Raw genomic sequence first — 21759 nt, forward strand, 5'->3', positions numbered from 1 at the left:
ACTTATGGTCCTACCTGCAGCCACGCCTGGCCACTAACGTGAGGCCATGGCTGACACTCTTGCGTCCCTTGCGGAATCCTTCAAGAACATGGGCGTGACCCGCGCCTACGGCACCCCCGTCAACCTGGGCGGGGAGGAGATCGTGCCCGTGGCGCTGGTGTCCTTCGGTTTCGGTGGTGGCACCGAAGCGGAGGATGGCGCCTCCGGCGGGGGCGGCGGCGGGTTCGTTGTGCCCCTGGGAATTTACCGGACGGTTAATGGGCGTCCGGCCTTCCGCCCCAACACCATCGCCGCGCTGGTATGCCTGGTGCCCCTCGTATCCGTAGCCGGCGCTGCCCTGCGTAAAGCAATCTGGGTGGCACGTAAGTAGCAGGGGGAGGCCGTTTCCGGGCCGTTTAAATCCCCTATTCCGTCGTGGGATGTTCGGTCCCATAATGGCCTCGTAGACTTCGGGAACCTCCCGCTGCTGTTCTGCGCCGCGGCGGACCCAGGGGTTCCAGGCGGCCGCCCCGGCAATCGGCGGGAAGGACGGCCACGACGCCCGGCGGGGGACGGCCGGACCATTTCAGGGGGAGAGCAACGCCATCAGAGCACAAGGAGATTCGTCATGCTCAAAGATATGGAAGTCATGGCTGTGCTGCCGGCCAAGGACATCGACCGGGCGCGGGATTTTTATCGGGACAAGCTGGGGTTTGAGCCCGAGCGGACAATGGCGGACGGCGGCCTTGTCTACCGGTGCGGAAAGGGAACCTCGTTCCTGATCTACCAGACGGACAACGCCGGTTCGGCCAAGAACACGCAAATTGGCTGGGCCACGGACGACGTTCAGCGGGACGTGGACGAACTCCGGGCCCGCGGCGTCGTTTTCGAGGATTACGACATGCCAGGGCTGAAGACCGAGAACGGCATCGCAACGATGGAGGGGTACGGCCAGGCAGCGTGGTTCCTGGACAGCGAGGGCAACATCCTGAACATCTCCTCCATTCCGTCCTGACGGCCAAGGCTTGCAGCAGGAGGTTCAGCAATAAAACGGTCGACGCCGGCACTTGCCGCCTAAAGCACCCGCACCCGGGCGCGTGGCAGCGGCAGGCCGGCGCCGCCGTCGTCAGCGGTACGGAAGGAAGGGATGGCATTGGGTGCGGAAGAGGCGGTGCCGGAGACGAAGGGCGTCTCCATGGAGCTTCTGGCCACGGTGGATCTTGCCGGGGAGATCGAGGGCATGGAAGGGCGCCAACTCCGCATGCGGATGGTGACCATCGAACCTGGCGGAGTCTTCGGGCCCCTCCATGACCACGTGGGCCGGCCCGGGACGGTTTATGTCCTGCAGGGGACCATCACGGAGCACCGGGACGGCCGGGTCACCGAGTACGGGCCGGGGGTGGGCTGGCAGGAGGACCGCCACACCACCCATTGGCTCGAGAACAAGGGAACGGTGCCGGTCGTCGAAATCTCGGTGGACATCGTGGCCGCCCCGCAACAGTGAAGCCTCGCCACCGCAGCAGTGGGCTCAGACTGCGGGCTCGCGCCTGCCGAGGGCCATCCGGAGTGCGCCGCGAAGGGTGAGCCGGTTGCGCCTGGTGACCGCGATGACGGCGGCGATGCCAGCGAGCAGCACCACGATGCCGCCTACCGCGACGGACCAGCGGGCGCCGAACTCGCTGCCGATCCAACCCACCAGCGGCGAACCGATGGCGGTGCCGCCCTGGAGGATGGCCAGGTAGAGGGCCAGTACGCGGCCCCGGAACTGTGGCTCCACGGAGAGCTGGATGCTGGTGTTGCAGCTGTTAAGGAAAGTGATGGACGCCAGGCCCACGGGAATCAGGATGGCCGCGTACACCCAAAAGTTCGGCGCGATGCTGCCCAGTATGGTGAAGACCCCCAGTCCCAGTGCCCCGCCCAGCAGAAACCGCAGCCGCGGTCCGGAACGGCGCGCCGCCAGGAGGGCGCCGGCCAGCGTGCCCACCGCCATGATGGAGCCGAGGAGCCCGAATTCGCTGGGGCCCATGCTGAATTCCGTGGTGGCCATCAGCGAGTTGATCACCGGGAAGTTCATGCCGAACGCGCCGAGGATGCCCACCAGGACCATGATCAGCATCAGGTCCGGACGGCGCCGCACGTAACGGATGCCCTCGGCCACCTGGTGTTTGTTCCGGTCTCCCTTGGCAACGGGGGCAGGCTGCGTGGTGCGGATCCGGAACAGCGAGACCAGGACGGCGGCGAAGCTCGCGGCGTTCAGGAGGAACACCGGGCCGGTACCCACCCAGGCGATGAGCACGCCGGCGATCGCAGGACCGGTGAGCCGGGCGGTGTTGAAGGACGCCGAGTTAAGCGCCACTGCGTTGGAGATGTTGTCCTGGCCCACCAGTTCGGAAACAAAGGCCTGGCGTGCGGGTGCATCCACGGCGCTGGCCACGCCCAGGCAGAAGGCGGCAACGTAGGCGTGCCACAGCTGGGCGGTGCCGGTGACCACCAGGAGGCCGATGGCGAGGGCCGTGAAGCCCATGGCCAGCTGCGTCCACATGAGGATGATGCGCTTGCGGTAGCGGTCCGCCAGTACCCCGCCGTAGGGCCCGAACAGCAGCATGGGCAGGAACTGCAGGCCCGTGGTGAGGCCGACGGCGGCACCTGAGTGGTCGGTGAGGACGGTCAGGACCAGCCAGTCCTGGGCCACGCGCTGCATCCAGGTGCCGATGTTGGAGACGATCGCGCCGCTGGCCCAGATGCGGTAGTTGGGGTTCTCCAGGGCCCGGAACATCGCGCTCATTTGCCGCTCATTTCCTGCATGATGCGGGCCGCGCGGCTGAGGGTGAGCCGGTCTTCCTCGCTGAGTCCGGCCACGCGCTGGGCCAGCCACGCGGTGCGCTGGCTTCGGGCCTCTGCCAGGACCTTCCTGCCGGCACCGGTGATCTCCACGCGGACCTGCCGGCCATCGTCGGGATTGGCCGACCGGGTAACGAAGCCCTGGTCGGCGAGGGCATTGACGATCCTGGTCATGGACGGTGCCTGGACGTGTTCACTTTCGGCCAGCGCGCGCAGGGTGCTGGGACCGCTGCCGTTGAGCAGTGCCAGTACCGTGTACTGGCCGGGGGTGATGATTTCGCCTGTTGCCTCAACGCGGAGCCGGCGCGAGGTGCGCATCACGGCGGTGCGGAGATCGATGGCGAGGGTATCCGGGGCGGTGGGGTCTGCGGTTGCCTGGTTCTGCGTCTGGGTGGGGGACATGTAGGTGGATGCGCCTCCTGCGGTGTTTATTAGCAATGCTAATTAGTTCTGCTAACTATTATGCTCCGGCTGGTTGCCGGAGGCAATGGATGCGGATGTGGTTTTGGTGACAGCTCCGGCACAATGGGAGCCGTGACTGGGCGCAGAACTGACGGAAACCGTAAGCCGTGGCTGTCGTGGAAGGGGAAACTGAACCTGGCCGTGACCGTCCTGGTCCTTTGCTTGGGGCCGGTGATGATCGGCGTGGGCAGCTTCATGATCAACTCTGATCAAGAGCTTGCACGGACCGGGGCGCAGACCACCGGAACAATCGTCCACTTCGACGACGTCACCAAGGCTTCGGAGCGCAGGATCAGGGTCGACTACACGGCCGCGGATGGGGTGCCCCGCAAGACGTTCGCGGCCGTGGACCACGACCAGCATCCCGTGGTGGGCAACAGCGTCACCGTCACCTATGCCGAAAATAATCCGGGCCGGGCGATTGTGCCCGGCTACGAGAGCGACGGGGTGTGGCTGCGCGGTGCCGGCGTGGTCCTGACGGTCATCTTCGGTCTCATCGGGCTCCTGTTCGCCGTCCTGGTCGGCAGCGCTGTCCTGCGGGCTAAATTCCGGGCGCGCCGAACGCAGCAGGTGGTGTAGCTGGGCCTTGTGGCGGTCCGGTGCCTGTACCGGGTCTGTCCGCTGCTGCCGGACCGGCGTAGGCTGTGCGCACCATGACTGAACAGCAGCCCTATGAGGTGGTCCGGCGCTATCCGCACTTCGAGCTGCGCCGGTATCCGGATTACGTGGTGGCCGAAATAACCGTGAACGCGGATTTTGACCGCGCCGGCAACGCGGCCTTCCGGTATCTCTTCAACTACATCAGCGGCAGCAACACTGCCCGGCAGAAACTTGCCATGACCGCCCCGGTGATCCAGGAAGCGGGACCGCAGAAGCTCGCCATGACAACGCCCGTACTCCAAAGCGGTTCGCTGCCCGGCGCCGGGCAGGCCGCCGAATTTTCGGTCGCCTTTGTCCTGCCCGCCGGCGTGACCGCGGACACTGCTCCGGTGCCAGACGATCCCAAGGTCAGGGTGCGGGCGGTGCGCGGTTCTTTGGCCGCCGTGCTGGGCTTCTCCGGCAGCGGTTCGGCATCGGCCTTTGAGCGGCGCAACAACGGATTGCAGGCAGCCCTCACCCTGGCCGGCCTGACTCCGGTGGGCGCGCCCAGGTTCGCCCGCTTTGACCCGCCGTTCAAACCCTGGTTCCTGCGCCACAACGAGGTGGTCCAGGACGTGCTGGAACTCCAGCCCGGGGAGGCAGCGGCGCCGTCGTCGTAACGGGGTACCGCTGCTGACGCCCGCTCCGCGGTGGTGGTCTTGTGGCCGGCGCCCGGTCTTCCTAGCTTCTGTGTGCGTCCCGGACGTGCTCCTGCGTCTGGCCCTGCATGACCCAGCGGTTGCCGTCGGGATCGCTGAAGTAGGCGAACAGGACGCCGCCAAGGTCCTGGATCTCGCTGATATCCGCGCCGCGCCGGACCAGCTCGCTGCGGACTTCGGTGAGATCAGGAACAACCAGTTGGAGGCCCTCCAGGCTGCCCGGCGTCATGGTGGTCATGCCGGTGCCGATCACCACCGATGTGGCAGAACCCGGGGGAGTCAGTTGGACCACGCGAATGCCCGGGATGTGCTCCACATCGTGGTCCAGGATGAATCCCAGTTTTTCCATGTAAAAGGCTTTTGATTTGTCGACGTCTGAAACCGGGACCTGTACAACCTCAAGGCGCATCTGCATGCAGGCCACTCTATCTTCGGGTTTGTTCCAAGGGAATGGCGGCTGAAAGGCCGCCGGCGGTCTTGTCATTCGTAAATTGTTAAGCAGCGACACCGTATTACGACGGCCTTTCCTCAAGTTCGCATCAAGACTGCCTGAATGTTCACTGAGGATCCTGAAATGCCCCTTATGCCCTACTCCATGCGGCATAGGCTCATCGACGATGAGTTTACCGGGCTAAGCAGCAGGCCCGGCAAATGCGGGGGCGCCGTTTTCCGGGCCTCCTGTAAATGGGGAAAGAATGTCCGACTACGAAACCCTTATGGGGTTTGTTCCGTCCGCTCCGGCACCGAAGCCGGCGCGGAAACCACGCTATTCAACGTATATTGTTGGGGCGATTACCGCGCTGTTCATGCTTTTGGCAGCAGTGGACAGCGGGTTGGCGGGGGCCCTGGTTGTCCTGGCCATCTCGCTGGCCCTCACCGGCCTCTACGTCCTCATCACGGGACGCCGCTCCTGGGCATGGCTGCCCGCACAACGGAAAGCCGGGGCCGTCGCGATGGCAGCGTCTTTGGCGCTCTTCGTCGGCGGTGCCGTCGCAATGCCACGGGTTGCCGGCGCTGACCTGCAGGCCGCCTCATCGGAGAGCACCGCCAAGGCCACCCAAGCGACAGCGAGCCCGACGGCGACAGCCAAGGCGTCGCCGTCGTCCACGCCAAGTCCCACTGCCGACGCCACGGGCGAACCACTGGACCCGGAGAACCCATACGCTCTTGCCGCCGGCGTCACAGCAACCGCGCCCAACGCGCAGCCTGCCTACGCCACCAAGGCGCTGGATCTGCTGGCTGACCTCCCCATCAAGGGCCGCGCGCCGAAGACCGGATACGACCGGGCGCAGTTCGGCCAGGCGTGGGCGGATGTGGACCGGAATGGCTGCGATACCCGCAATGACATCCTCAAACGCGACCTCACCGGCATTTCGTACACGAACAGTGTGCCGTGCAAGGTGCAGTCGGGAACGCTGGCCGATCCTTACACGGGTAAGACCATCAGCTTTGTGCGGGGTTCCGCGACCAGCAGCGCCGTCCAGATCGACCACGTGGTGGCCTTGAGCGACGCCTGGCAGAAGGGCGCGCAGCAGCTGACAGCGGAGCAGCGGACGGCTTTTGCCAACGACCCGCTGAACCTGCAGGCCACGGACGGGCCCACCAACCAGCAAAAGGGCGACGGCGACGCGGCCACCTGGTTGCCGCCGAACAAGGGCTTCCGCTGTGAGTACGTTGCGCGGCAGGTTTCCGTGAAGGCGACCTACGGGCTGTGGGTCACCCAGGCGGAGCACGATGCAATTGCCCGGATCCTGGGCGACTGCGCCGGGCAGCTGGCACCGACCAACCAGCAGGCGCCGGCTCCTGTTGCGCCTGCCCCGGCACCTGCTGCGGTTGCGCCCGCACCTGCGCCGGCACCCGCACCTGCTGCAGTGGCGCCTGCGCCTGTGGTCCCGGCTGCACCAGCGCCCGTGGCCCCAGTTCCTGCAGCGCCGGCACCCGCTGCTGCCTACTACGCCAACTGCGCGGCGGCGAGGGCTGCAGGCGCCGCGCCGCTTTACGCGGGGCAGGCCGGCTACCGCCCTGCGTTGGACCGCGACTCCGACGGCGTCGCCTGCGAGTAGCAGCCGGGTTTTTCCTCGGGCCTCGGCCCAACCGCATCACCACCACATCGCATTCCTAGGGGGAATCATGAACAACAACCTGTACGCCGGCCACCCGGTCACCGGACGGCTGAAGAAATCGTTGGCGCTGGCCGTCCTGGCCGGCCTGTTGCTGACCGGCTGCGGAGGCAAGCAGGCATCCGTCGAACCGGCATCCGCCGCCACGTCCACCGCCACCGCTGAGGCATCTGTCTCCGTTCCAGGCGTGGTGGGCCTGACCCTGGACAAGGCCACGGACCAGCTCAAAGGTCTCGGCTTCAAGGTTGAGGCCAAGGACATCGTGGACGGCAAGAGCATCATGTTGGAGAAGAACTGGCAGGTGATGACGCAGGATCCTGCCAGCGGCGCCACAGCGGCCAAGGGTTCCACCGTTCGCCTCGGCGTGAAGTCGCTCGACAAAATTGCTGCGGAGAAGGCAGCTGCCGAGAAGGCCGTGGCTGACAAGGCTGCCGCCGAACAGGCTGCAGCCGCGAAAGCAGCTGCTGAAAAAGCCGCGGCTGACAAGGCTGCCGCCGACCAAGCTGCTGCTGCTAAAGCTGCAGCAGACCAGGCCGCGCGGGACGCGGCTGCCAAGGCAGCCGCGGAGCAGCAAGCAGCGCAGAAATTTGTCCAGGCACCAGTCCAGGCACCGGCCCAAGCACCTGCAGCCGCCTACTACGCCAACTGCACCGCCGCCAAGAATGCCGGTGCCGCCCCGCTGTACAGGGGTCAGCCAGGATACAGTTCCTCTCTTGACCGCGACGGCGACGGTGTTGCCTGCGAGCGATAGGCGGCGCTGGTAGTACCCAGACGAGCTGTGGACGCTTCCCGTTTGGGAGGCGTCCACAGCTCGTTCGGTTAGTGGGTTCGGCGACAGTAATGGCCGCGGCGGCGCGGTGTGCGGCAGCACACACAGCGCAATTGCGGCCCCAGCAGGCTGCTTGGGTGCCCGGAATACCCGTCCTGCCCCGGAATTCCGCGGATTTTCCAACTCCTTCCGCCCGGTTTGCGGTGGGGGTTGTGTGCGTGTATTGTTTTCTAAGTCGCCGCGGGGGAGACAGTGAAGAACTGTTCACCGGGTGGCCAAAACCCCAAATCAAGGCCAGAATCTGGTTGCTCTTTAGGGCGCTGGAAATCGGTGTGGGGCGGTCTTCAATTCGATGTGAATCCTGAAAGATGGATTTGCTTCGGAGGTGGGGATCGGGTAACTTTGAAAAGTTGCTCCGGAGCGATCCTGAACGTTGGTTTGGGTGGTGCCGGGTGTGTCTGTTGTTTGAGAACTCAATAGTGTGCCAAGTTTGTTGATACCGATTATGTATGTAATTGGTTGAATTTGCCGAATCGTGCCGCCCCTGTGGTGTGGTTTGGTGTTTTTAGCTGGTTTCAAATTTTGTGCAGCCATTATGACCGTTATTTCCGGTGGTTTTGGTTGTGTCTGTTTGTTTTCAACGGAGAGTTTGATCCTGGCTCAGGATGAACGCTGGCGGCGTGCTTAACACATGCAAGTCGAACGATGATGCCCACTTGTGGGTGGATTAGTGGCGAACGGGTGAGTAACACGTGAGTAACCTGCCCTTGACTCTGGGATAAGCCTGGGAAACTGGGTCTAATACCGGATATGACCGACTATCGCATGGTGGTTGGTGGAAAGCTTTTGTGGTTTTGGATGGACTCGCGGCCTATCAGCTTGTTGGTGGGGTAATGGCCTACCAAGGCGACGACGGGTAGCCGGCCTGAGAGGGTGACCGGCCACACTGGGACTGAGACACGGCCCAGACTCCTACGGGAGGCAGCAGTGGGGAATATTGCACAATGGGCGCAAGCCTGATGCAGCGACGCCGCGTGAGGGATGACGGCCTTCGGGTTGTAAACCTCTTTCAGTAGGGAAGAAGCGTAAGTGACGGTACCTGCAGAAGAAGCGCCGGCTAACTACGTGCCAGCAGCCGCGGTAATACGTAGGGCGCAAGCGTTATCCGGAATTATTGGGCGTAAAGAGCTCGTAGGCGGTTTGTCGCGTCTGCCGTGAAAGTCCGGGGCTCAACTCCGGATCTGCGGTGGGTACGGGCAGACTAGAGTGATGTAGGGGAGACTGGAATTCCTGGTGTAGCGGTGAAATGCGCAGATATCAGGAGGAACACCGATGGCGAAGGCAGGTCTCTGGGCATTAACTGACGCTGAGGAGCGAAAGCATGGGGAGCGAACAGGATTAGATACCCTGGTAGTCCATGCCGTAAACGTTGGGCACTAGGTGTGGGGGACATTCCACGTTTTCCGCGCCGTAGCTAACGCATTAAGTGCCCCGCCTGGGGAGTACGGCCGCAAGGCTAAAACTCAAAGGAATTGACGGGGGCCCGCACAAGCGGCGGAGCATGCGGATTAATTCGATGCAACGCGAAGAACCTTACCAAGGCTTGACATGAACCGGAAAGACCTGGAAACAGGTCCCCCACTTGTGGTCGGTTTACAGGTGGTGCATGGTTGTCGTCAGCTCGTGTCGTGAGATGTTGGGTTAAGTCCCGCAACGAGCGCAACCCTCGTTCTATGTTGCCAGCACGTGATGGTGGGGACTCATAGGAGACTGCCGGGGTCAACTCGGAGGAAGGTGGGGACGACGTCAAATCATCATGCCCCTTATGTCTTGGGCTTCACGCATGCTACAATGGCCGGTACAAAGGGTTGCGATACTGTGAGGTGGAGCTAATCCCAAAAAGCCGGTCTCAGTTCGGATTGGGGTCTGCAACTCGACCCCATGAAGTCGGAGTCGCTAGTAATCGCAGATCAGCAACGCTGCGGTGAATACGTTCCCGGGCCTTGTACACACCGCCCGTCAAGTCACGAAAGTTGGTAACACCCGAAGCCGGTGGCCTAACCCCTTGTGGGAGGGAGCTGTCGAAGGTGGGACTGGCGATTGGGACTAAGTCGTAACAAGGTAGCCGTACCGGAAGGTGCGGCTGGATCACCTCCTTTCTAAGGAGCACCTACAACAACCGGCCTGGATGTATGTCCGGGTGTGGGGGTTGTCAGGAAGCAAGCCCGTTGCGCAGGCGATTGTCCTGCGGCGGGTGCTCATGGGTGGAATATCAACAAATAGCGGCCGTTGTGTTGTCGTGTCTTTTCCTAGTACGAACCCTGGTGGTTCTGGAACGGTGGGCGTGGTGATGTGGTGGTTTTCGTGTTTGGCACACTGTTGGGTCCTGAGGCAACAGGACCACGGGTTCGCTGTCTTCGCCTTTCGGGGTGTGGGTGGTGTTCTGGTGGGTTTGTTTGTTTCTGGTTTCCCTGCCATGACGGTCCACGCACGTGTGTGTGGGGTGTGTGGTGTGGGGTTGTTGTTTGAGAACTACATAGTGGACGCGAGCATCTTGTATAAGAAGCAATTTCCAAGATAAATGAACCTGGATCTGGTTCGTGTGCCTTTGGGTGCGCGGGACAGTTTTCGTGGTTCTCTCGAAAATGTTTTTGATCTTTGTGGTCAAGTTTTTAAGAGCACACGGTGGATGCCTTGGCATTAGGAGCCGAAGAAGGACGTAGGAATCTGCGATAAGCCTGGGGGAGTCGATAACCGGACTGTGATCCCAGGGTGTCCGAATGGGGAAACCCCGCCAAGCGCGCGAGTGACTTGGTGACCCGTACCTGAACACATAGGGTGCGTGGGGGGAACGCGGGGAAGTGAAACATCTCAGTACCCGCAGGAAGAGAAAACAATAGTGATTCCGTTAGTAGTGGCGAGCGAACGCGGATCAGGCTAAACCGTTCCATGTGTGATAGCCGGCGGGCGTTGCATGGTCGGGGTTGTGGGACTTTCCATACCAGTTCTGCCGGGCTGGTGGGGTGTGATGTGCGCGCATAGGTGAACGGTTTTGAAAGGCCGGCCAGAGAGGGTGTTAGTCCCGTAACCGTAATGTGTTTGTACCGCCTGTGAGAGTATCCCAAGTAGTACGGGGCCCGAGAAATCCCGTGCGAATCTGTCAGGACCACCTGATAAGCCTAAATACTCCCTAATGACCGATAGCGGACCAGTACCGTGAGGGAAAGGTGAAAAGTACCCCGGGAGGGGAGTGAAACAGTACCTGAAACCGTGTGCTTACAATCCGTCGGAGCCAGTCTGATTCTGGTGACGGCGTGCCTTTTGAAGAATGAGCCTGCGAGTTAGTGTTACGTCGCGAGGTTAACCCGTGTGGGGCAGCCGTAGCGAAAGCGAGTCTGAATAGGGCGTGTGAGTGGCGTGATCTAGACCCGAAGCGAAGTGATCTACCCATGGCCAGGTTGAAGCGACGGTAAGACGTCGTGGAGGACCGAACCCACTTCAGTTGAAAATGGAGGGGATGAGCTGTGGGTAGGGGTGAAAGGCCAATCAAACTTCGTGATAGCTGGTTCTCCCCGAAATGCATTTAGGTGCAGCGTTGCGTGTTTCTTGCTGGAGGTAGAGCTACTGGATGGCTAATGGGCCCTACAAGGTTACTGACGTCAGCCAAACTCCGAATGCCGGTAAGTGAGAGCGCAGCAGTGAGACTGTGGGGGATAAGCTTCATAGTCGAGAGGGAAACAGCCCAGACCACCAACTAAGGCCCCTAAGCGTGTGCTAAGTGGGAAAGGATGTGGAGTTGCCCAGACAACCAGGAGGTTGGCTTAGAAGCAGCCACCCTTAAAAGAGTGCGTAATAGCTCACTGGTCAAGTGATTCCGCGCCGACAATGTAGCGGGGCTCAAGTACACCGCCGAAGTTGTGGCATTCAGATATTTAGCTAAGCCCTTGTGGTTCAGGCGTCTGGATGGGTAGGGGAGCGTCGTGTGGGCAGTGAAGTCGCGGTGTAAACCAGCGGTGGAGCCTACACGAGTGAGAATGCAGGCATGAGTAGCGAAAGACGGGTGAGAAACCCGTCCGCCGAATGATCAAGGGTTCCAGGGTCAAGCTAATCTGCCCTGGGTAAGTCGGGACCTAAGGCGAGGCCGACAGGCGTAGTCGATGGACAACGGGTTGATATTCCCGTACCGGCGAAAAACCGTCCATGTTGAACAGGGGATACTAACCGCCCGAGACCTGCCTGACACCCCTTGTGGGTGAAGGGTTTTGGTGGAGCGCGGGACCTGATCCTGGGAGGCAAGCGTATTAACAGGTGTGACGCAGGAAGGTAGCCGAGCCGGGCGATGGTTGTCCCGGTCTAAGGATGTAGGGCGAGTGGTAGGCAAATCCGCCACTCATATAGCCTGAGATCTGATGGGACCCCCGTTTGGGGGGATTTGGTGATCCTATGCTGCCGAGAAAAGCATCGACGCGAGGTTTTAGCCGCCCGTACCCCAAACCGACACAGGTGATCAGGTAGAGAATACTAAGGCGATCGAGAGAATTATGGTTAAGGAACTCGGCAAAATGCCCCCGTAACTTCGGGAGAAGGGGGGCCCCAACCTTGAACGGACTTCGCGTCCGGGAGGGGATCGGGGCCGCAGAGACCAGGGGGAAGCGACTGTTTACTAAAAACACAGGTCCGTGCGAAGTCGCAAGACGATGTATACGGACTGACTCCTGCCCGGTGCTGGAAGGTTAAGAGGACCGGTTAGCCTCACGGCGAAGCTGAGAATTTAAGCCCCAGTAAACGGCGGTGGTAACTATAACCATCCTAAGGTAGCGAAATTCCTTGTCGGGTAAGTTCCGACCTGCACGAATGGAGTAACGACTTCCCCGCTGTCTCAACCATAAACTCGGCGAAATTGCAGTACGAGTAAAGATGCTCGTTACGCGCAGCAGGACGGAAAGACCCCGAGACCTTTACTATAGTTTGGTATTGGTGTTCGGAGTGGCTTGTGTAGGATAGGTGGGAGACGTTGAAGCCCGGACGCCAGTTCGGGTGGAGTCATCGTTGAAATACCACTCTGGTCACTTTGGACATCTAACTTCGGCCCGTAATCCGGGTCAGGGACAGTGCCTGATGGGTAGTTTAACTGGGGCGGTTGCCTCCTAAAAAGTAACGGAGGCGCCCAAAGGTTCCCTCAGCCTGGTTGGCAATCAGGTGTCGAGTGTAAGTGCACAAGGGAGCTTGACTGTGAGAGAGACATCTCGAGCAGGGACGAAAGTCGGGACTAGTGATCCGGCGGTACATTGTGGAATGGCCGTCGCTCAACGGATAAAAGGTACCTCGGGGATAACAGGCTGATCTTGCCCAAGAGTCCATATCGACGGCATGGTTTGGCACCTCGATGTCGGCTCGTCGCATCCTGGGGCTGGAGTAGGTCCCAAGGGTTGGGCTGTTCGCCCATTAAAGCGGTACGCGAGCTGGGTTTAGAACGTCGTGAGACAGTTCGGTCCCTATCCGCTGCGCGCGCAGGAAATTTGAGAAGGGCTGTCCTTAGTACGAGAGGACCGGGACGGACGAACCTCTGGTGTGTCAGTTGTACTGCCAAGTGCACCGCTGATTAGCTACGTTCGGATGGGATAACCGCTGAAAGCATCTAAGCGGGAAGCTCGCTTCAAGATGAGATTTCCATACACATTTATGTGTGAGAGGCCCCCAGCCAGACCACTGGGTTGATAGGCCGGATGTGGAAGCGAGGACTAACGACTCGTGAAGCTGACCGGTACTAATAGGCCAATAACTTACACCACACAGAAACATACACATTCTGCTTGCGTCCACTATGTGGTTCCCAACCAACAACCCTGTTGGCGGAACCTAACAATTGAATACAACACCACCCCCTGCCCACGGGCAGGGATGTTGTAACCACAAGACTTCCCACACCACCCCCAAGGGGTTGGTGACGGGTAAAAGGGTTACGGCGGTCATAGCGTGGGGGAAACGCCCGGTCCCATTCCGAACCCGGAAGCTAAGACCCACAGCGCCGATGGTACTGCACCCGGGAGGGTGTGGGAGAGTAGGTCACCGCCGGAACAACTATTAATGGTCGAGGCCCCAACCACACGGTTGGGGCCTCCCACATTTAACAAACAAAACACCCCACGCCGCAGCGAGCGGAACCCCGTCCCAGGGAAACCCTCAGGCCATGGCCCAACGCGCCATCCCATCCTGCCCGGATTCCTCGGACCCGCCATCATTTCCCGCCCACTACCTGACAGCATGTGATGCTGTTCGGGGAGAAGGGGCAGGACATGATGCCGCGTTGGGGGAGAAGGGGCAGGATGTGATGCCGCGTTGGGGGAGAAGGGGCAGGACATGATGCCGCGTCGCGGAGAGGTTCGTAACGAGGGTAATGGATTGTTGAACAATCCGGCTTTTTAGGGCATTCTTGAAGGACACCAATCCGAGACGGAGATCACAATGCCCAGCATCGACCTGAACAGCGACGTCGGCGAGTCCTTTGGGAACTGGTCCTTCGGCGACGACGCCGCCATTTTCGAAAGTGTATCCAGCGCCAACGTAGCCTGCGGCTTCCACGCGGGCGATCCCGTGGGCATCATGGCCACCTGCCAGGCTGCTGTGAAGGCCGGCGTCACCGTTGGCGCCCACCCCGGTTACCGGGATCTGGCCGGATTCGGCCGCCGCTTCGTGGACATGACCCCGGAAGAGCTGACCGCTGACGTCGTCTACCAGATCGGCGCAGTCCAGGCAGTAGCCCTCGCAGCAGGAACAGCCGTCCGCTACGTCAAGCCCCACGGTGCCCTCTACAACACCATCGTGAACCACCCCAAGCAGGCCGGCGCCGTGGTCGCAGCGATCCTCGCCGTGGACCCCACGCTGCCCCTTATGGTGCTCCCCAACTCCGAGATCCAGCGCCAGGCCGAAGCCGCCGGACTGCGGACCGTGGCCGAGGCGTTCGCTGACCGGGCCTACAATCCGGACGGCACCCTGGTCTCCCGGCGCGAACCGGGCGCAGTGCTGCACGAGGTCGCTGACGTCGTCGAACACGTCCTGCGCCTGGCCACCGACGGCGTGGTCCGTGCCATCGACGGCTCCCTGGTCCCCGTCAAGGCCGAGAGCATCTGCCTGCACGGTGACACCCCCGGGTCCGTGGCGATGGCCGCCGCCGTCCGCGCCGCGCTGCTGGACGCCGGCATCCAGATCCAAAGTTTCGCCTAGCCATGCCCACCAAACAGCAGCAGGCACAGAAGCCGCCACACGCCGCACTGACCGGTGTCCGGGCCGCCGGAGACTGCGCCATCCTGGTGGAGCTCCCCACCCTGGACTCCGTCCTCAGTCTCCAGGCGCAACTCACCGCACACCCCCAGCCGGGGCAGGTTGACGTCATTGCCGCAGCCCGGACCGTCCTCATCACCACGGACTCGCCCCACGCGGCACGGGACCTGGCCACTCACGTGCGCAGCATCGACCTGGAAGCCCCGGCCGGCACCGAGAGCACGCTGGTCACCATCGACGTGGTGTACGACGGCGAGGACCTGGACGAGGTCGCGAAGCTCACCGGGCTGGACCGCCAGGGAGTCGTTGCCGCCCACACAGGCCAGCTCTGGACCGCCGCCTTTGCCGGCTTCGCCCCCGGCTTCGCCTACCTCACGGGCGAAGATTCCCGCCTGGAAGTGCCGCGGCGCCACTCACCGAGGACGGCTGTGCCCGCCGGTGCCGTGGCACTGGGCGGCGCGTACTCGGCGGTCTACCCCCGGCAGTCGCCCGGCGGCTGGCAGCTGATCGGCCGGACCGAAGCAGCCATGTGGGACCTGGACCGCGAAAACCCGGCCCTGATCCGGCCCGGCGACACGGTCCGCTTCAACGCGGTGCGGTCGCAGGCCACCGTGGCCGACCACGCTGTGACCGAACAGCGCGGGCCGGACGCGGCCAGCACCGCGGCAACAGACCCCGCCACCGCAGGGCTTGCCGTCCGGAAGCCGGGACTCCAGGCCACCATCCAGGACCTGGGCCGCCCGGGCTACGCCTCCCTCGGCGTCAGCAGCGCCGGCGCCATGGACCGGGCGGCCCTCCGCCGCGCCAACCGCCTGGTGGGCAACGCCGAGGACGCGGCCGGCATCGAACTCCTCTTCGGCGGCCTGGAACTCGAGGCCCTCTCGGACCAGGTCCTGGCCGTCACCGGCGCAGAGGTTCCACTTGGGATCACGCCGCCGGAAGACGCGGCAGCAGGTACGACGGCGGCCCGGCACCCCGGGTGCGGCGCCCCCTTCGCGCTGCTGGCGGGGGAGAGGCTGACGGTGGGAAACCCGACGGCAGGGCTCCGCTCCTACCTCGGCGTCCGCGGCGGGATCGGCGGCCCCGACGCGCTGGGGAGCCGGTCCACGGACACCATGTCCGGGATCGGGCCCGAACCGCTCCAGGCTGGAACCATCCTTCCCGTGCTCGCACCGAAGCCGGGCAGCATCGTGGGCCACCCCGAGTCGTCACCCCTTCCGGACCAGTCCGCGGCAACCGTGCTCCGCGTGGTGCCCGGACCCCGGCAGGACTGGTTCAGTGCCCAAACCCTGCAGGACTTCCTGGAACAGGACTGGACCGTCACGCCGCAGTCCAACCGGATCGGACTGCGCCTCAACGGCCACGCCCTCACCCGGAGCCGCGACGGTGAACTGGCCAGCGAAGGAACGGTCCGGGGCGCCATCCAGGTGCCGCCGGAAGGCCAGCCTGTCCTCTTCCTCTCCGACCACCCGGTGACGGGCGGATACCCGGTGATCGCCGTCGTCGTCCACGCGGACCTGGACAAAGCGGCCCAACTTCCCCCGGGCGCCGCCGTGCGGTTCACCGCTGCAGCACCCCCGGCAGAACTGCCCGAAACAGCTAAGGAAAGCCCCCATGCGTAAAGTCCTCATAGCCAACCGCGGCGAGATCGCCGTCCGGATCGCCCATGCCTGCGACGATGCAGGCCTGGAAAGCGTGGCCGTCTACGCCGACCCCGACGCCGACGCACTGCACGTCTCAGCAGCCACTGAGGCATACTCGCTGGCCGGATCCAGGCCCCAGGAAACCTACCTGGACATCGACAAGATCCTGGCCATTGCGGCCAAGAGCGGCGCCGACGCCGTCCACCCCGGCTACGGCTTCCTGTCCGAGAACGCAGGCTTTGCCCAGGCCGTGCTGAACGCCGGCCTGACCTGGATCGGCCCCTCCCCGGACACCATCCGCCTGCTGGGCGACAAGGTCAGCGCCCGCGAGGTGGCCGTCCGGGCCGGCGCCCCGCTGGCACCCGGCAGTGACGGGCCCGTGGACAGCGCCGCCGAGGTCCGTGCCTTCGCCGAGCAGGTGGGCCTCCCCGTGGCCATCAAGGCTGCCTTCGGCGGCGGCGGACGCGGCCTCAAAGTCGTCCGGAACCTGGCCGATATCGAGGAAAGCTTCGACTCGGCGGTCCGCGAGTCCCTTGCAGCCTTTGGCCGCAGCGAGTGCTACGTGGAGAAATTCCTGGACCGCCCCCGCCACGTGGAGGCACAGGTCATCGCGGACACGCACGGCAATGTGGTGGTGGTGGGCACACGCGACTGCTCGCTGCAGCGCCGCCACCAGAAACTCGTGGAGGAAGCCCCCGCGCCATTCCTCACGCCGGACCAGCGGGCCGCCATCCATGCCTCTGCCAAGGCCATCTGCCGGGAGGCCGGATATGTCGGCGCCGGCACCGTGGAGTACCTGCTGGACGGCTCCGGTTTCCTCAGCTTCCTGGAGGTCAACACGCGGCTGCAGGTGGAGCACCCGATCACCGAGGAGACCTCCGGCGTGGACCTGGTGGCTGCCCAGCTGGCCATCGCGGCGGGGGAGCAGCTCCCCGTCCTGGAGGACCCGGAGCCGCGCGGCCACGCCTTCGAATTCCGCATCAACGCCGAGGACCCGGGCCGCGGATTCCTGCCCTCGCCCGGGACCGTGGAATCCTTCGAGGTGCCCACCGGGCCCGGGATCCGCCTGGATACGGGCGTCCGTGCCGGCTCTACGGTGCCCGGGCAGTTCGACTCGCTGCTGGCCAAGCTGGTGGTCACCGGCGCAGACCGCCAGCAGGCCCTCCGGCGTGCCCGCCGCGCCCTGCAGGAGTTCCGGATCGGCGGACTGGCCACCGTGCTGCCCTTCCACCGGGCAGTGGTCGGGGCGCCGGACTTCACCCGCGAGGACCGGCTGGACACCTACACCACCTGGATTGAGAACGAATTCGCCACCGCCCTGGACGCGGACCCGGCCTTCAGCCCGGCCGCGCCGGATGAACCCCGCCGGACCATCGGCATCGAGGTGGACGGCAAACGGATGGAGCTGGGACTGCCCAAGGCGCTGCTGGATTCCCTGCTCGACGGCGGTGGCCGGCGGAGCGCGGAAGGCCAGGAGGCCAGCGGGGAGACGCTGCAGGAGAAGAACGACGGCGACCTGCTGGCCACCATGGCCGGCACCGTGGTCAAGTGGCTGGCTGAGCCCGGGGCAAGCGTCGAGGAAGGCGAAGCGGTACTGGTGCTCGAAGCCATGAAGATGGAGACGGCCGTGGCCGCCCACCGTGCCGGGACCGTCGGTGAGCTGTACGCCGCGGCCGGAGACGCCGTCGGGCCCGGGCAGGTGCTCACCACGATTTCCTAAGCGCACGTCACGAGGGCATCCGCGAGAACACGCGGCACACCGCAAGGCTGAACCAGAGCTGGAGGTCGTGGAACCTGTCCCGGAGCAGGTGGCCGGTGAAGAGCCCTGACGGTTCCTGGTGCGCGGAGAGCCAGTCGCGCGCCTGGTTGGTTTTTTCCGTTCGCAGGCCGGGGCGGATGATGCTGATGGCGTCGAGGGCGGAAACGAGGTCAGTCATCCAGAAGGGAAAGCAGAACTCGGTCCAGTCGGAGACGCGGCCCTTGTCAGGATAGGCGTCCGGCTCGAAGAAGCGGGCCGCCAGCATTTCCGCGGCCTTCTGTGCGGAGGTGCTTGCGCTGTTCGCGGGATGGGCAGCGTAGGCCCTGAGCACCACCCCGGTGATCAGGTGCGAGAACGGCTGCGCCGGATCGCCGGGAATGGTCTGCGGCTCGTCCAGCGCGTCCAGGTTCCTCCCACGGGTGCGGATGGGAAGGGCCCAGCCGCCGTCGTCCTGCCGCGACGCCTCAAGCCAGCTGAACGCGCGTTCTACACGGGGGTCGTCGCCGTACCCCGCCTTGCACAGGAGCCCGATGAGGGCTCCCGTGTAGTTGGGAGACACCTGGTTGCCGTAAATCCCCCGAAGGTCACCCAGCTCGGACTGGTGTGAAAGCACATAACCGGCGGCTGCGGCGATGGCCGGATGCCGGCGGGTGAGCCCGAACATCTCGACGAGGAACCCGAGTTGCCGGTAGGTCTCCAGCAGGTCGTAGTCCATGCGGTCCCGGGCCCGTTTTCCCGGATAGGCCCACGACCCATCCGCCGCTTGGTGCCGCAGGATCCGGCGGGGGACCGGAAGGTCCCAGAGTGCCTCGTCCGGCGCACCCGCGGGAGCGGCTGGCAGCCCTCCCGGCCCGGGGACCAGCTCGCGGACGGCCCAGGCGCGCACGGCAGGGTGGCCGCTGGACAGCAGCGGGGCGATCGGGTCGAACCGGAGGCCGTCAAGCCACGTCATGGTCACCATGATGGCGGAATACGTCCGGTGCGGACAGGGTACCGGTGTCCTGCCGGATATCGTGGTCCCATGACGTTTGACGAGGTGCTGGCCGATCTCCAGGCCCAGGCCAGGACCACAAAGCACGCCGAAACGGGCCTCTGGGTGGCCGCCCAGCTCCGCAGCCGCATCGAGGCCGGCAAGCTGAAGCCCGGCTCCAAGCTCGCGGAGGAAGCCCTCCGCGAGGCCCTTGGCGTGTCCCGCAACACACTGCGGGAGGCATTTACCGCGCTCCACGCCGAGCACATCGTCACCCGCATTCCCAACCGGGGCGTCTTCGTCGCCCACCCCACGGCGGACGACATCCGCGAAATCTACCGCGTCCGCCGCTTCCTGGAACCTGCAGCGGTGCTGTGGTCCGGCGAGACCTCCATGGAGGCCCTGGCCGCGATCATCAAGGCAGCGAGGGCCGCCGCCGTGGAGGGAGACATTCCCGGCATGGCGGGCGCCAACCAGGACTTCCACCGTGCCCTCGTTAACCGTGCCGGCAGTGAGCGGCTCAACAGCCTCATGGACCAGGTCCTGGCCGAAATGCGCCTGGTGTTCCATTCCATGGCCGCCAACCCCGCATTCCATGAGCCGTACGTGGAGGACAACGCCAGGATCGTGGAGCTCATGGAAGCCGGGGACCGGGCCGCGGCAGCGGACTTCCTGTCCGCCTACCTGGACCGCGCCGAAGCGCAGCTGCTCGCCGCCGTCGAACGCTGACCCAGGCCCTTCCCGGGGAGGGGTTGCAGGATTGTTGAACAAAACGGTATGCTGTGGATCACACCGTTGTTCTGCAGCTCACTACATCCTGCAGCTCTGACGTAACCGGGGCTCCCGCCCCTCGGCGCCGCCCAACCAGTCAACCGGGCACGGACGCGCCGGCCCCCACTTTCGCAGACCCGTCACGGGTCCCCTGGGAAGGGATAATCATGCTTGTACTCATCGGGGTGCTGCTGGTGATCGTTGGCTTCGCCATCCGCCTGAACCCCCTGATTGTCGTCACCGTCGCCGGCATCGTCACCGCACTGCTGGGCGGGATGAACCCCGCACAGATCCTCGACTCGTTCGGCACCGGCTTCGCCAGCAGCCGTTCGGTCACCATCTTCGTGGCGGTGCTGCCGGTGGTGGGCATCATCGAGTACTTCGGACTGCAGGAGCAGGCCAAGGTCCTCATCGGCCGCCTGGCCAAACTGACGGCAGGCCGCGTCCTGATCGGCTACCTTGCCGTCCGCCAGATCACCGCCGCCGTGGGCCTGAACAGCATCGGCGGCCACGCCCAGACCGTCCGCCCGCTGGTGTTCCCCATGGCCGAAGGCGCAGCACTGCGCCGCTACGGGCACGTTCCGGAAAAGATCAGCGAGAAGATCAAGGGCCACTCCGCCGGCGCTGACAACGTGGGCGTGTTCTTCGGCGAGGACGTCTTCGTGGCCGTGGGCTCCATCCTGCTGATCACCACGTTCGTGGACACCACGTACCACCTCCACCTGGAACCGCTTCAGCTGGCCCTCTGGGCCATCCCCACCGCCATCGCCGCCTTCCTCATCCACGGCTTCCGGCTCCTGCGCCTGGACAAGCAACTGGACAAGGAATACCGCGAATACGAGCTCACCGCCCAGAAGGAAACCGCAGGAGAAGCCAAATGATCAACGTTGAAGCCGTCTACTGGCTGATCGGCATTCTGTTCGTCGCCTGGGCATCGCTGATTGCCGCCGATGCCAACCACCCCCGCCGCTGGGGCAGCTCCGCCTTCTGGGGCCTGCTGGGCCTGTGCTTCTTCTACAGCACCTGGGTCCAGGCCGGAACCGCACCCGGCTGGATCCTGGGCATCGCGGTCCTGATCCTGGTTGTCCTGGCCTCCACCGGCCTGCTGGGCCACGGCAAGCACCGCACCTCCACCGGCCCGCAGCGCGAGGCCTTCGCGAAGCGCTTCGGCAACAAGCTCTTCATCCCGGCCCTGACGCTGCCCCTGGTCACCGTCATCCTGGTCCTTGCGGCGCCCGTTCTGAACATCGGCGGCACCCCGCTGCTGGACCCCAAGAACACCACGCTGGTAGCCCTGGCCATCGGCGCCGTGGCCGCCGTCGTCGTCGCCCTCCTGATCCTCAAGCCCAAGAACCCGGCCACACCCATTTTTGAGAGCCGCCGCATCCTCGAATCCATCGGCTGGGCCGCGCTGCTGCCGCAGATGCTCACCACGCTGGGCATCCTCTTCACCAAGGCCGGCGTGGGAACCGCCGTGGGCACCCTGGCCTCCGGGCTGCTGCCCAAGGGCTCGCTGATCGCAGGCGTGCTGGTCTACTGCATCGGCATGTTCCTCTTCACCGTGCTCATGGGCAACGGCTTCGCCGCCTTCCCCATCATGACCGCCGCCATCGGCTGGCCCGTGCTGGTGCAGACCTTCCACGGCGACCCCGCCATCATCTTCGCGATCGGCATGCTCGCCGGCTTCTGCGGCACGCTCTGCACCCCCATGGCCGCCAACTTCAACCTGGTGCCGTCCGCACTGCTGGAAATGAAGAACAAGTACGGCGTCATCACGGCGCAGGTGGGCACGGCCATCCCGCTGCTGGCGGTCAACATCGCACTGATGTACTTCCTGGCCTTCCACTAAACCCCTTCGCAAAGGAG

At 64.0% G+C, this 21759-nt stretch carries 17 protein-coding genes and 3 rRNA genes; 16 read left to right on the plus strand and 4 right to left on the minus strand.

The features are described from left to right. Positions 1-46 precede the first annotated feature (46 nt). The 3 genes from LDO22_RS18745 (at position 47) to LDO22_RS18755 (ending at position 1483) form a co-directional block, all read left to right on the plus strand. A complete protein-coding gene (locus LDO22_RS18745) occupies positions 47-370 on the plus strand; it encodes a hypothetical protein (RefSeq protein ID WP_159632759.1) in 324 nt (107 codons plus the stop codon). Positions 371-607: 237 nt separating this feature from the next. Next, the gene (locus LDO22_RS18750; protein WP_159632758.1) at positions 608-994 is read left to right on the plus strand and encodes a VOC family protein; all 387 of its coding nucleotides are present in this window, start codon (positions 608-610) and stop codon (positions 992-994) included. 132 nt (positions 995-1126) lie between these two features. Continuing rightward, positions 1127-1483 carry a cupin domain-containing protein gene (locus tag LDO22_RS18755; RefSeq protein WP_224025228.1) on the plus strand — a complete coding sequence of 119 codons (357 nt, stop codon included), beginning with the start codon at positions 1127-1129 and terminating at the stop codon, positions 1481-1483. A gap of 24 nt (positions 1484-1507) precedes the next feature. On the opposite strand, the gene LDO22_RS18760 is transcribed toward LDO22_RS18755, so the two are convergent. Further along, positions 1508-2764 (minus strand): MFS transporter, encoded by a 1257-nt coding sequence (locus tag LDO22_RS18760; protein WP_224025229.1) that lies wholly within the window; start codon positions 2762-2764, stop codon positions 1508-1510. Further along, positions 2761-3222: a MarR family transcriptional regulator gene (locus LDO22_RS18765; protein WP_159632756.1), complete on the minus strand. Its 462-nt coding sequence runs from the start codon at positions 3220-3222 to the stop codon at positions 2761-2763. Before LDO22_RS18765 ends, LDO22_RS18760 begins: the two co-directional genes overlap by 4 nt. 132 nt (positions 3223-3354) lie before the next feature. On the opposite strand from LDO22_RS18765, the gene LDO22_RS18770 reads away from it, so the two are divergent. Together LDO22_RS18770 and LDO22_RS18775 are read left to right on the plus strand one after the other, a co-directional pair. Further along, a complete protein-coding gene (locus LDO22_RS18770) occupies positions 3355-3861 on the plus strand; it encodes a DUF3592 domain-containing protein (protein WP_224025230.1) in 507 nt (168 codons plus the stop codon). A 74-nt stretch (positions 3862-3935) separates the two neighbouring features. Further along, a complete protein-coding gene (locus LDO22_RS18775) occupies positions 3936-4541 on the plus strand; it encodes a heme-binding protein (RefSeq protein WP_224025231.1) in 606 nt (201 codons plus the stop codon). Between the two features lie 61 nt (positions 4542-4602). On the opposite strand, the gene LDO22_RS18780 is transcribed toward LDO22_RS18775, so the two are convergent. After that, complete coding sequence (locus LDO22_RS18780; protein WP_224025232.1) at positions 4603-4995, minus strand: VOC family protein; 393 nt, start codon at positions 4993-4995, stop codon at positions 4603-4605. 391 nt (positions 4996-5386) lie between these two features. On the opposite strand from LDO22_RS18780, the gene LDO22_RS18785 reads away from it, so the two are divergent. The 8 genes from LDO22_RS18785 to LDO22_RS18820 all read left to right on the plus strand — a co-directional run bounded on the left by LDO22_RS18785 (position 5387) and on the right by LDO22_RS18820 (position 18113). Continuing rightward, positions 5387-6643 carry a DUF1524 domain-containing protein gene (locus LDO22_RS18785; RefSeq protein WP_224025233.1) on the plus strand — a complete coding sequence of 419 codons (1257 nt, stop codon included), beginning with the start codon at positions 5387-5389 and terminating at the stop codon, positions 6641-6643. Between the two features lie 67 nt (positions 6644-6710). Then, positions 6711-7451, plus strand: coding sequence for an excalibur calcium-binding domain-containing protein (locus LDO22_RS18790; protein ID WP_224025234.1), 741 nt, complete (start codon positions 6711-6713; stop codon positions 7449-7451). Positions 7452-8106: 655 nt separating this feature from the next. Beyond that, positions 8107-9628, plus strand: a 16S ribosomal RNA gene (locus tag LDO22_RS18795). Positions 9629-10131: 503 nt separating this feature from the next. Then, positions 10132-13261: ribosomal RNA gene (locus tag LDO22_RS18800) — 23S ribosomal RNA — on the plus strand. A 169-nt stretch (positions 13262-13430) separates the two neighbouring features. Continuing rightward, a 5S ribosomal RNA gene (gene rrf, locus LDO22_RS18805) occupies positions 13431-13547 on the plus strand. Together the 16S, 23S and 5S rRNA genes form the textbook arrangement of a ribosomal RNA operon. 387 nt (positions 13548-13934) lie before the next feature. Continuing rightward, a complete protein-coding gene (locus tag LDO22_RS18810; protein WP_224025235.1) occupies positions 13935-14693 on the plus strand; it encodes a 5-oxoprolinase subunit PxpA in 759 nt (252 codons plus the stop codon). 2 nt (positions 14694-14695) lie between these two features. Continuing rightward, positions 14696-16372, plus strand: a complete 1677-nt coding sequence (locus tag LDO22_RS18815; RefSeq protein ID WP_224025236.1) for a 5-oxoprolinase/urea amidolyase family protein — start codon at positions 14696-14698, stop codon at positions 16370-16372. After that, positions 16365-18113, plus strand: a complete 1749-nt coding sequence (locus tag LDO22_RS18820) for a biotin carboxylase N-terminal domain-containing protein (protein ID WP_224025237.1) — start codon at positions 16365-16367, stop codon at positions 18111-18113. Before LDO22_RS18815 ends, LDO22_RS18820 begins: the two co-directional genes overlap by 8 nt. A gap of 7 nt (positions 18114-18120) precedes the next feature. Here the strand turns inward: LDO22_RS18820 and LDO22_RS18825 are convergent, their stop codons facing one another. After that, entirely contained in the window at positions 18121-19104 is a 984-nt protein-coding gene (locus tag LDO22_RS18825) for a prenyltransferase/squalene oxidase repeat-containing protein (protein WP_224025238.1), read from the minus strand. Positions 19105-19173: 69 nt separating this feature from the next. On the opposite strand from LDO22_RS18825, the gene LDO22_RS18830 reads away from it, so the two are divergent. The 3 genes from LDO22_RS18830 (at position 19174) to LDO22_RS18840 (ending at position 21742) form a co-directional block, all read left to right on the plus strand. Beyond that, on the plus strand, positions 19174-19851 hold the full coding sequence (locus tag LDO22_RS18830; RefSeq protein WP_224025239.1) for a GntR family transcriptional regulator: 678 nt from the start codon (positions 19174-19176) through the stop codon (positions 19849-19851). Between the two features lie 209 nt (positions 19852-20060). Then, the gene (locus LDO22_RS18835) at positions 20061-20774 is read left to right on the plus strand and encodes a DUF969 domain-containing protein (protein WP_159632746.1); all 714 of its coding nucleotides are present in this window, start codon (positions 20061-20063) and stop codon (positions 20772-20774) included. Continuing rightward, entirely contained in the window at positions 20771-21742 is a 972-nt protein-coding gene (locus LDO22_RS18840; RefSeq protein ID WP_224025240.1) for a DUF979 domain-containing protein, read from the plus strand. Before LDO22_RS18835 ends, LDO22_RS18840 begins: the two co-directional genes overlap by 4 nt. Positions 21743-21759: the final 17 nt, after the last annotated feature.

Origin of the sequence: Arthrobacter sp. NicSoilC5 (assembly GCF_019977395.1) — a bacterium.
Classification (GTDB): domain Bacteria; phylum Actinomycetota; class Actinomycetes; order Actinomycetales; family Micrococcaceae; genus Arthrobacter.

What these genes read in the sequence shown, in the direction of transcription:
- LDO22_RS18825 (WP_224025238.1), bottom strand. Translation starts at nt 19,104, where the DNA reads ATGACGTGGCTTGACGGCCTCCGGTTCGACCCGATCGCCCCGCTGCTG.
- LDO22_RS18835 (WP_159632746.1), top strand. Translation starts at nt 20,061, where the DNA reads ATGCTTGTACTCATCGGGGTGCTGCTGGTGATCGTTGGCTTCGCCATC.
- LDO22_RS18765 (WP_159632756.1), bottom strand. Translation starts at nt 3,222, where the DNA reads ATGTCCCCCACCCAGACGCAGAACCAGGCAACCGCAGACCCCACCGCC.
- LDO22_RS18785 (WP_224025233.1), top strand. Translation starts at nt 5,387, where the DNA reads ATGCTTTTGGCAGCAGTGGACAGCGGGTTGGCGGGGGCCCTGGTTGTC.
- LDO22_RS18780 (WP_224025232.1), bottom strand. Translation starts at nt 4,995, where the DNA reads ATGCAGATGCGCCTTGAGGTTGTACAGGTCCCGGTTTCAGACGTCGAC.
- LDO22_RS18775 (WP_224025231.1), top strand. Translation starts at nt 3,936, where the DNA reads ATGACTGAACAGCAGCCCTATGAGGTGGTCCGGCGCTATCCGCACTTC.
- LDO22_RS18840 (WP_224025240.1), top strand. Translation starts at nt 20,771, where the DNA reads ATGATCAACGTTGAAGCCGTCTACTGGCTGATCGGCATTCTGTTCGTC.
- LDO22_RS18745 (WP_159632759.1), top strand. Translation starts at nt 47, where the DNA reads ATGGCTGACACTCTTGCGTCCCTTGCGGAATCCTTCAAGAACATGGGC.
- LDO22_RS18820 (WP_224025237.1), top strand. Translation starts at nt 16,365, where the DNA reads ATGCGTAAAGTCCTCATAGCCAACCGCGGCGAGATCGCCGTCCGGATC.
- LDO22_RS18760 (WP_224025229.1), bottom strand. Translation starts at nt 2,764, where the DNA reads ATGAGCGCGATGTTCCGGGCCCTGGAGAACCCCAACTACCGCATCTGG.
- LDO22_RS18750 (WP_159632758.1), top strand. Translation starts at nt 608, where the DNA reads ATGCTCAAAGATATGGAAGTCATGGCTGTGCTGCCGGCCAAGGACATC.
- LDO22_RS18755 (WP_224025228.1), top strand. Translation starts at nt 1,127, where the DNA reads ATGGCATTGGGTGCGGAAGAGGCGGTGCCGGAGACGAAGGGCGTCTCC.
- LDO22_RS18790 (WP_224025234.1), top strand. Translation starts at nt 6,711, where the DNA reads ATGAACAACAACCTGTACGCCGGCCACCCGGTCACCGGACGGCTGAAG.
- LDO22_RS18830 (WP_224025239.1), top strand. Translation starts at nt 19,174, where the DNA reads ATGACGTTTGACGAGGTGCTGGCCGATCTCCAGGCCCAGGCCAGGACC.
- LDO22_RS18815 (WP_224025236.1), top strand. Translation starts at nt 14,696, where the DNA reads ATGCCCACCAAACAGCAGCAGGCACAGAAGCCGCCACACGCCGCACTG.
- LDO22_RS18810 (WP_224025235.1), top strand. Translation starts at nt 13,935, where the DNA reads ATGCCCAGCATCGACCTGAACAGCGACGTCGGCGAGTCCTTTGGGAAC.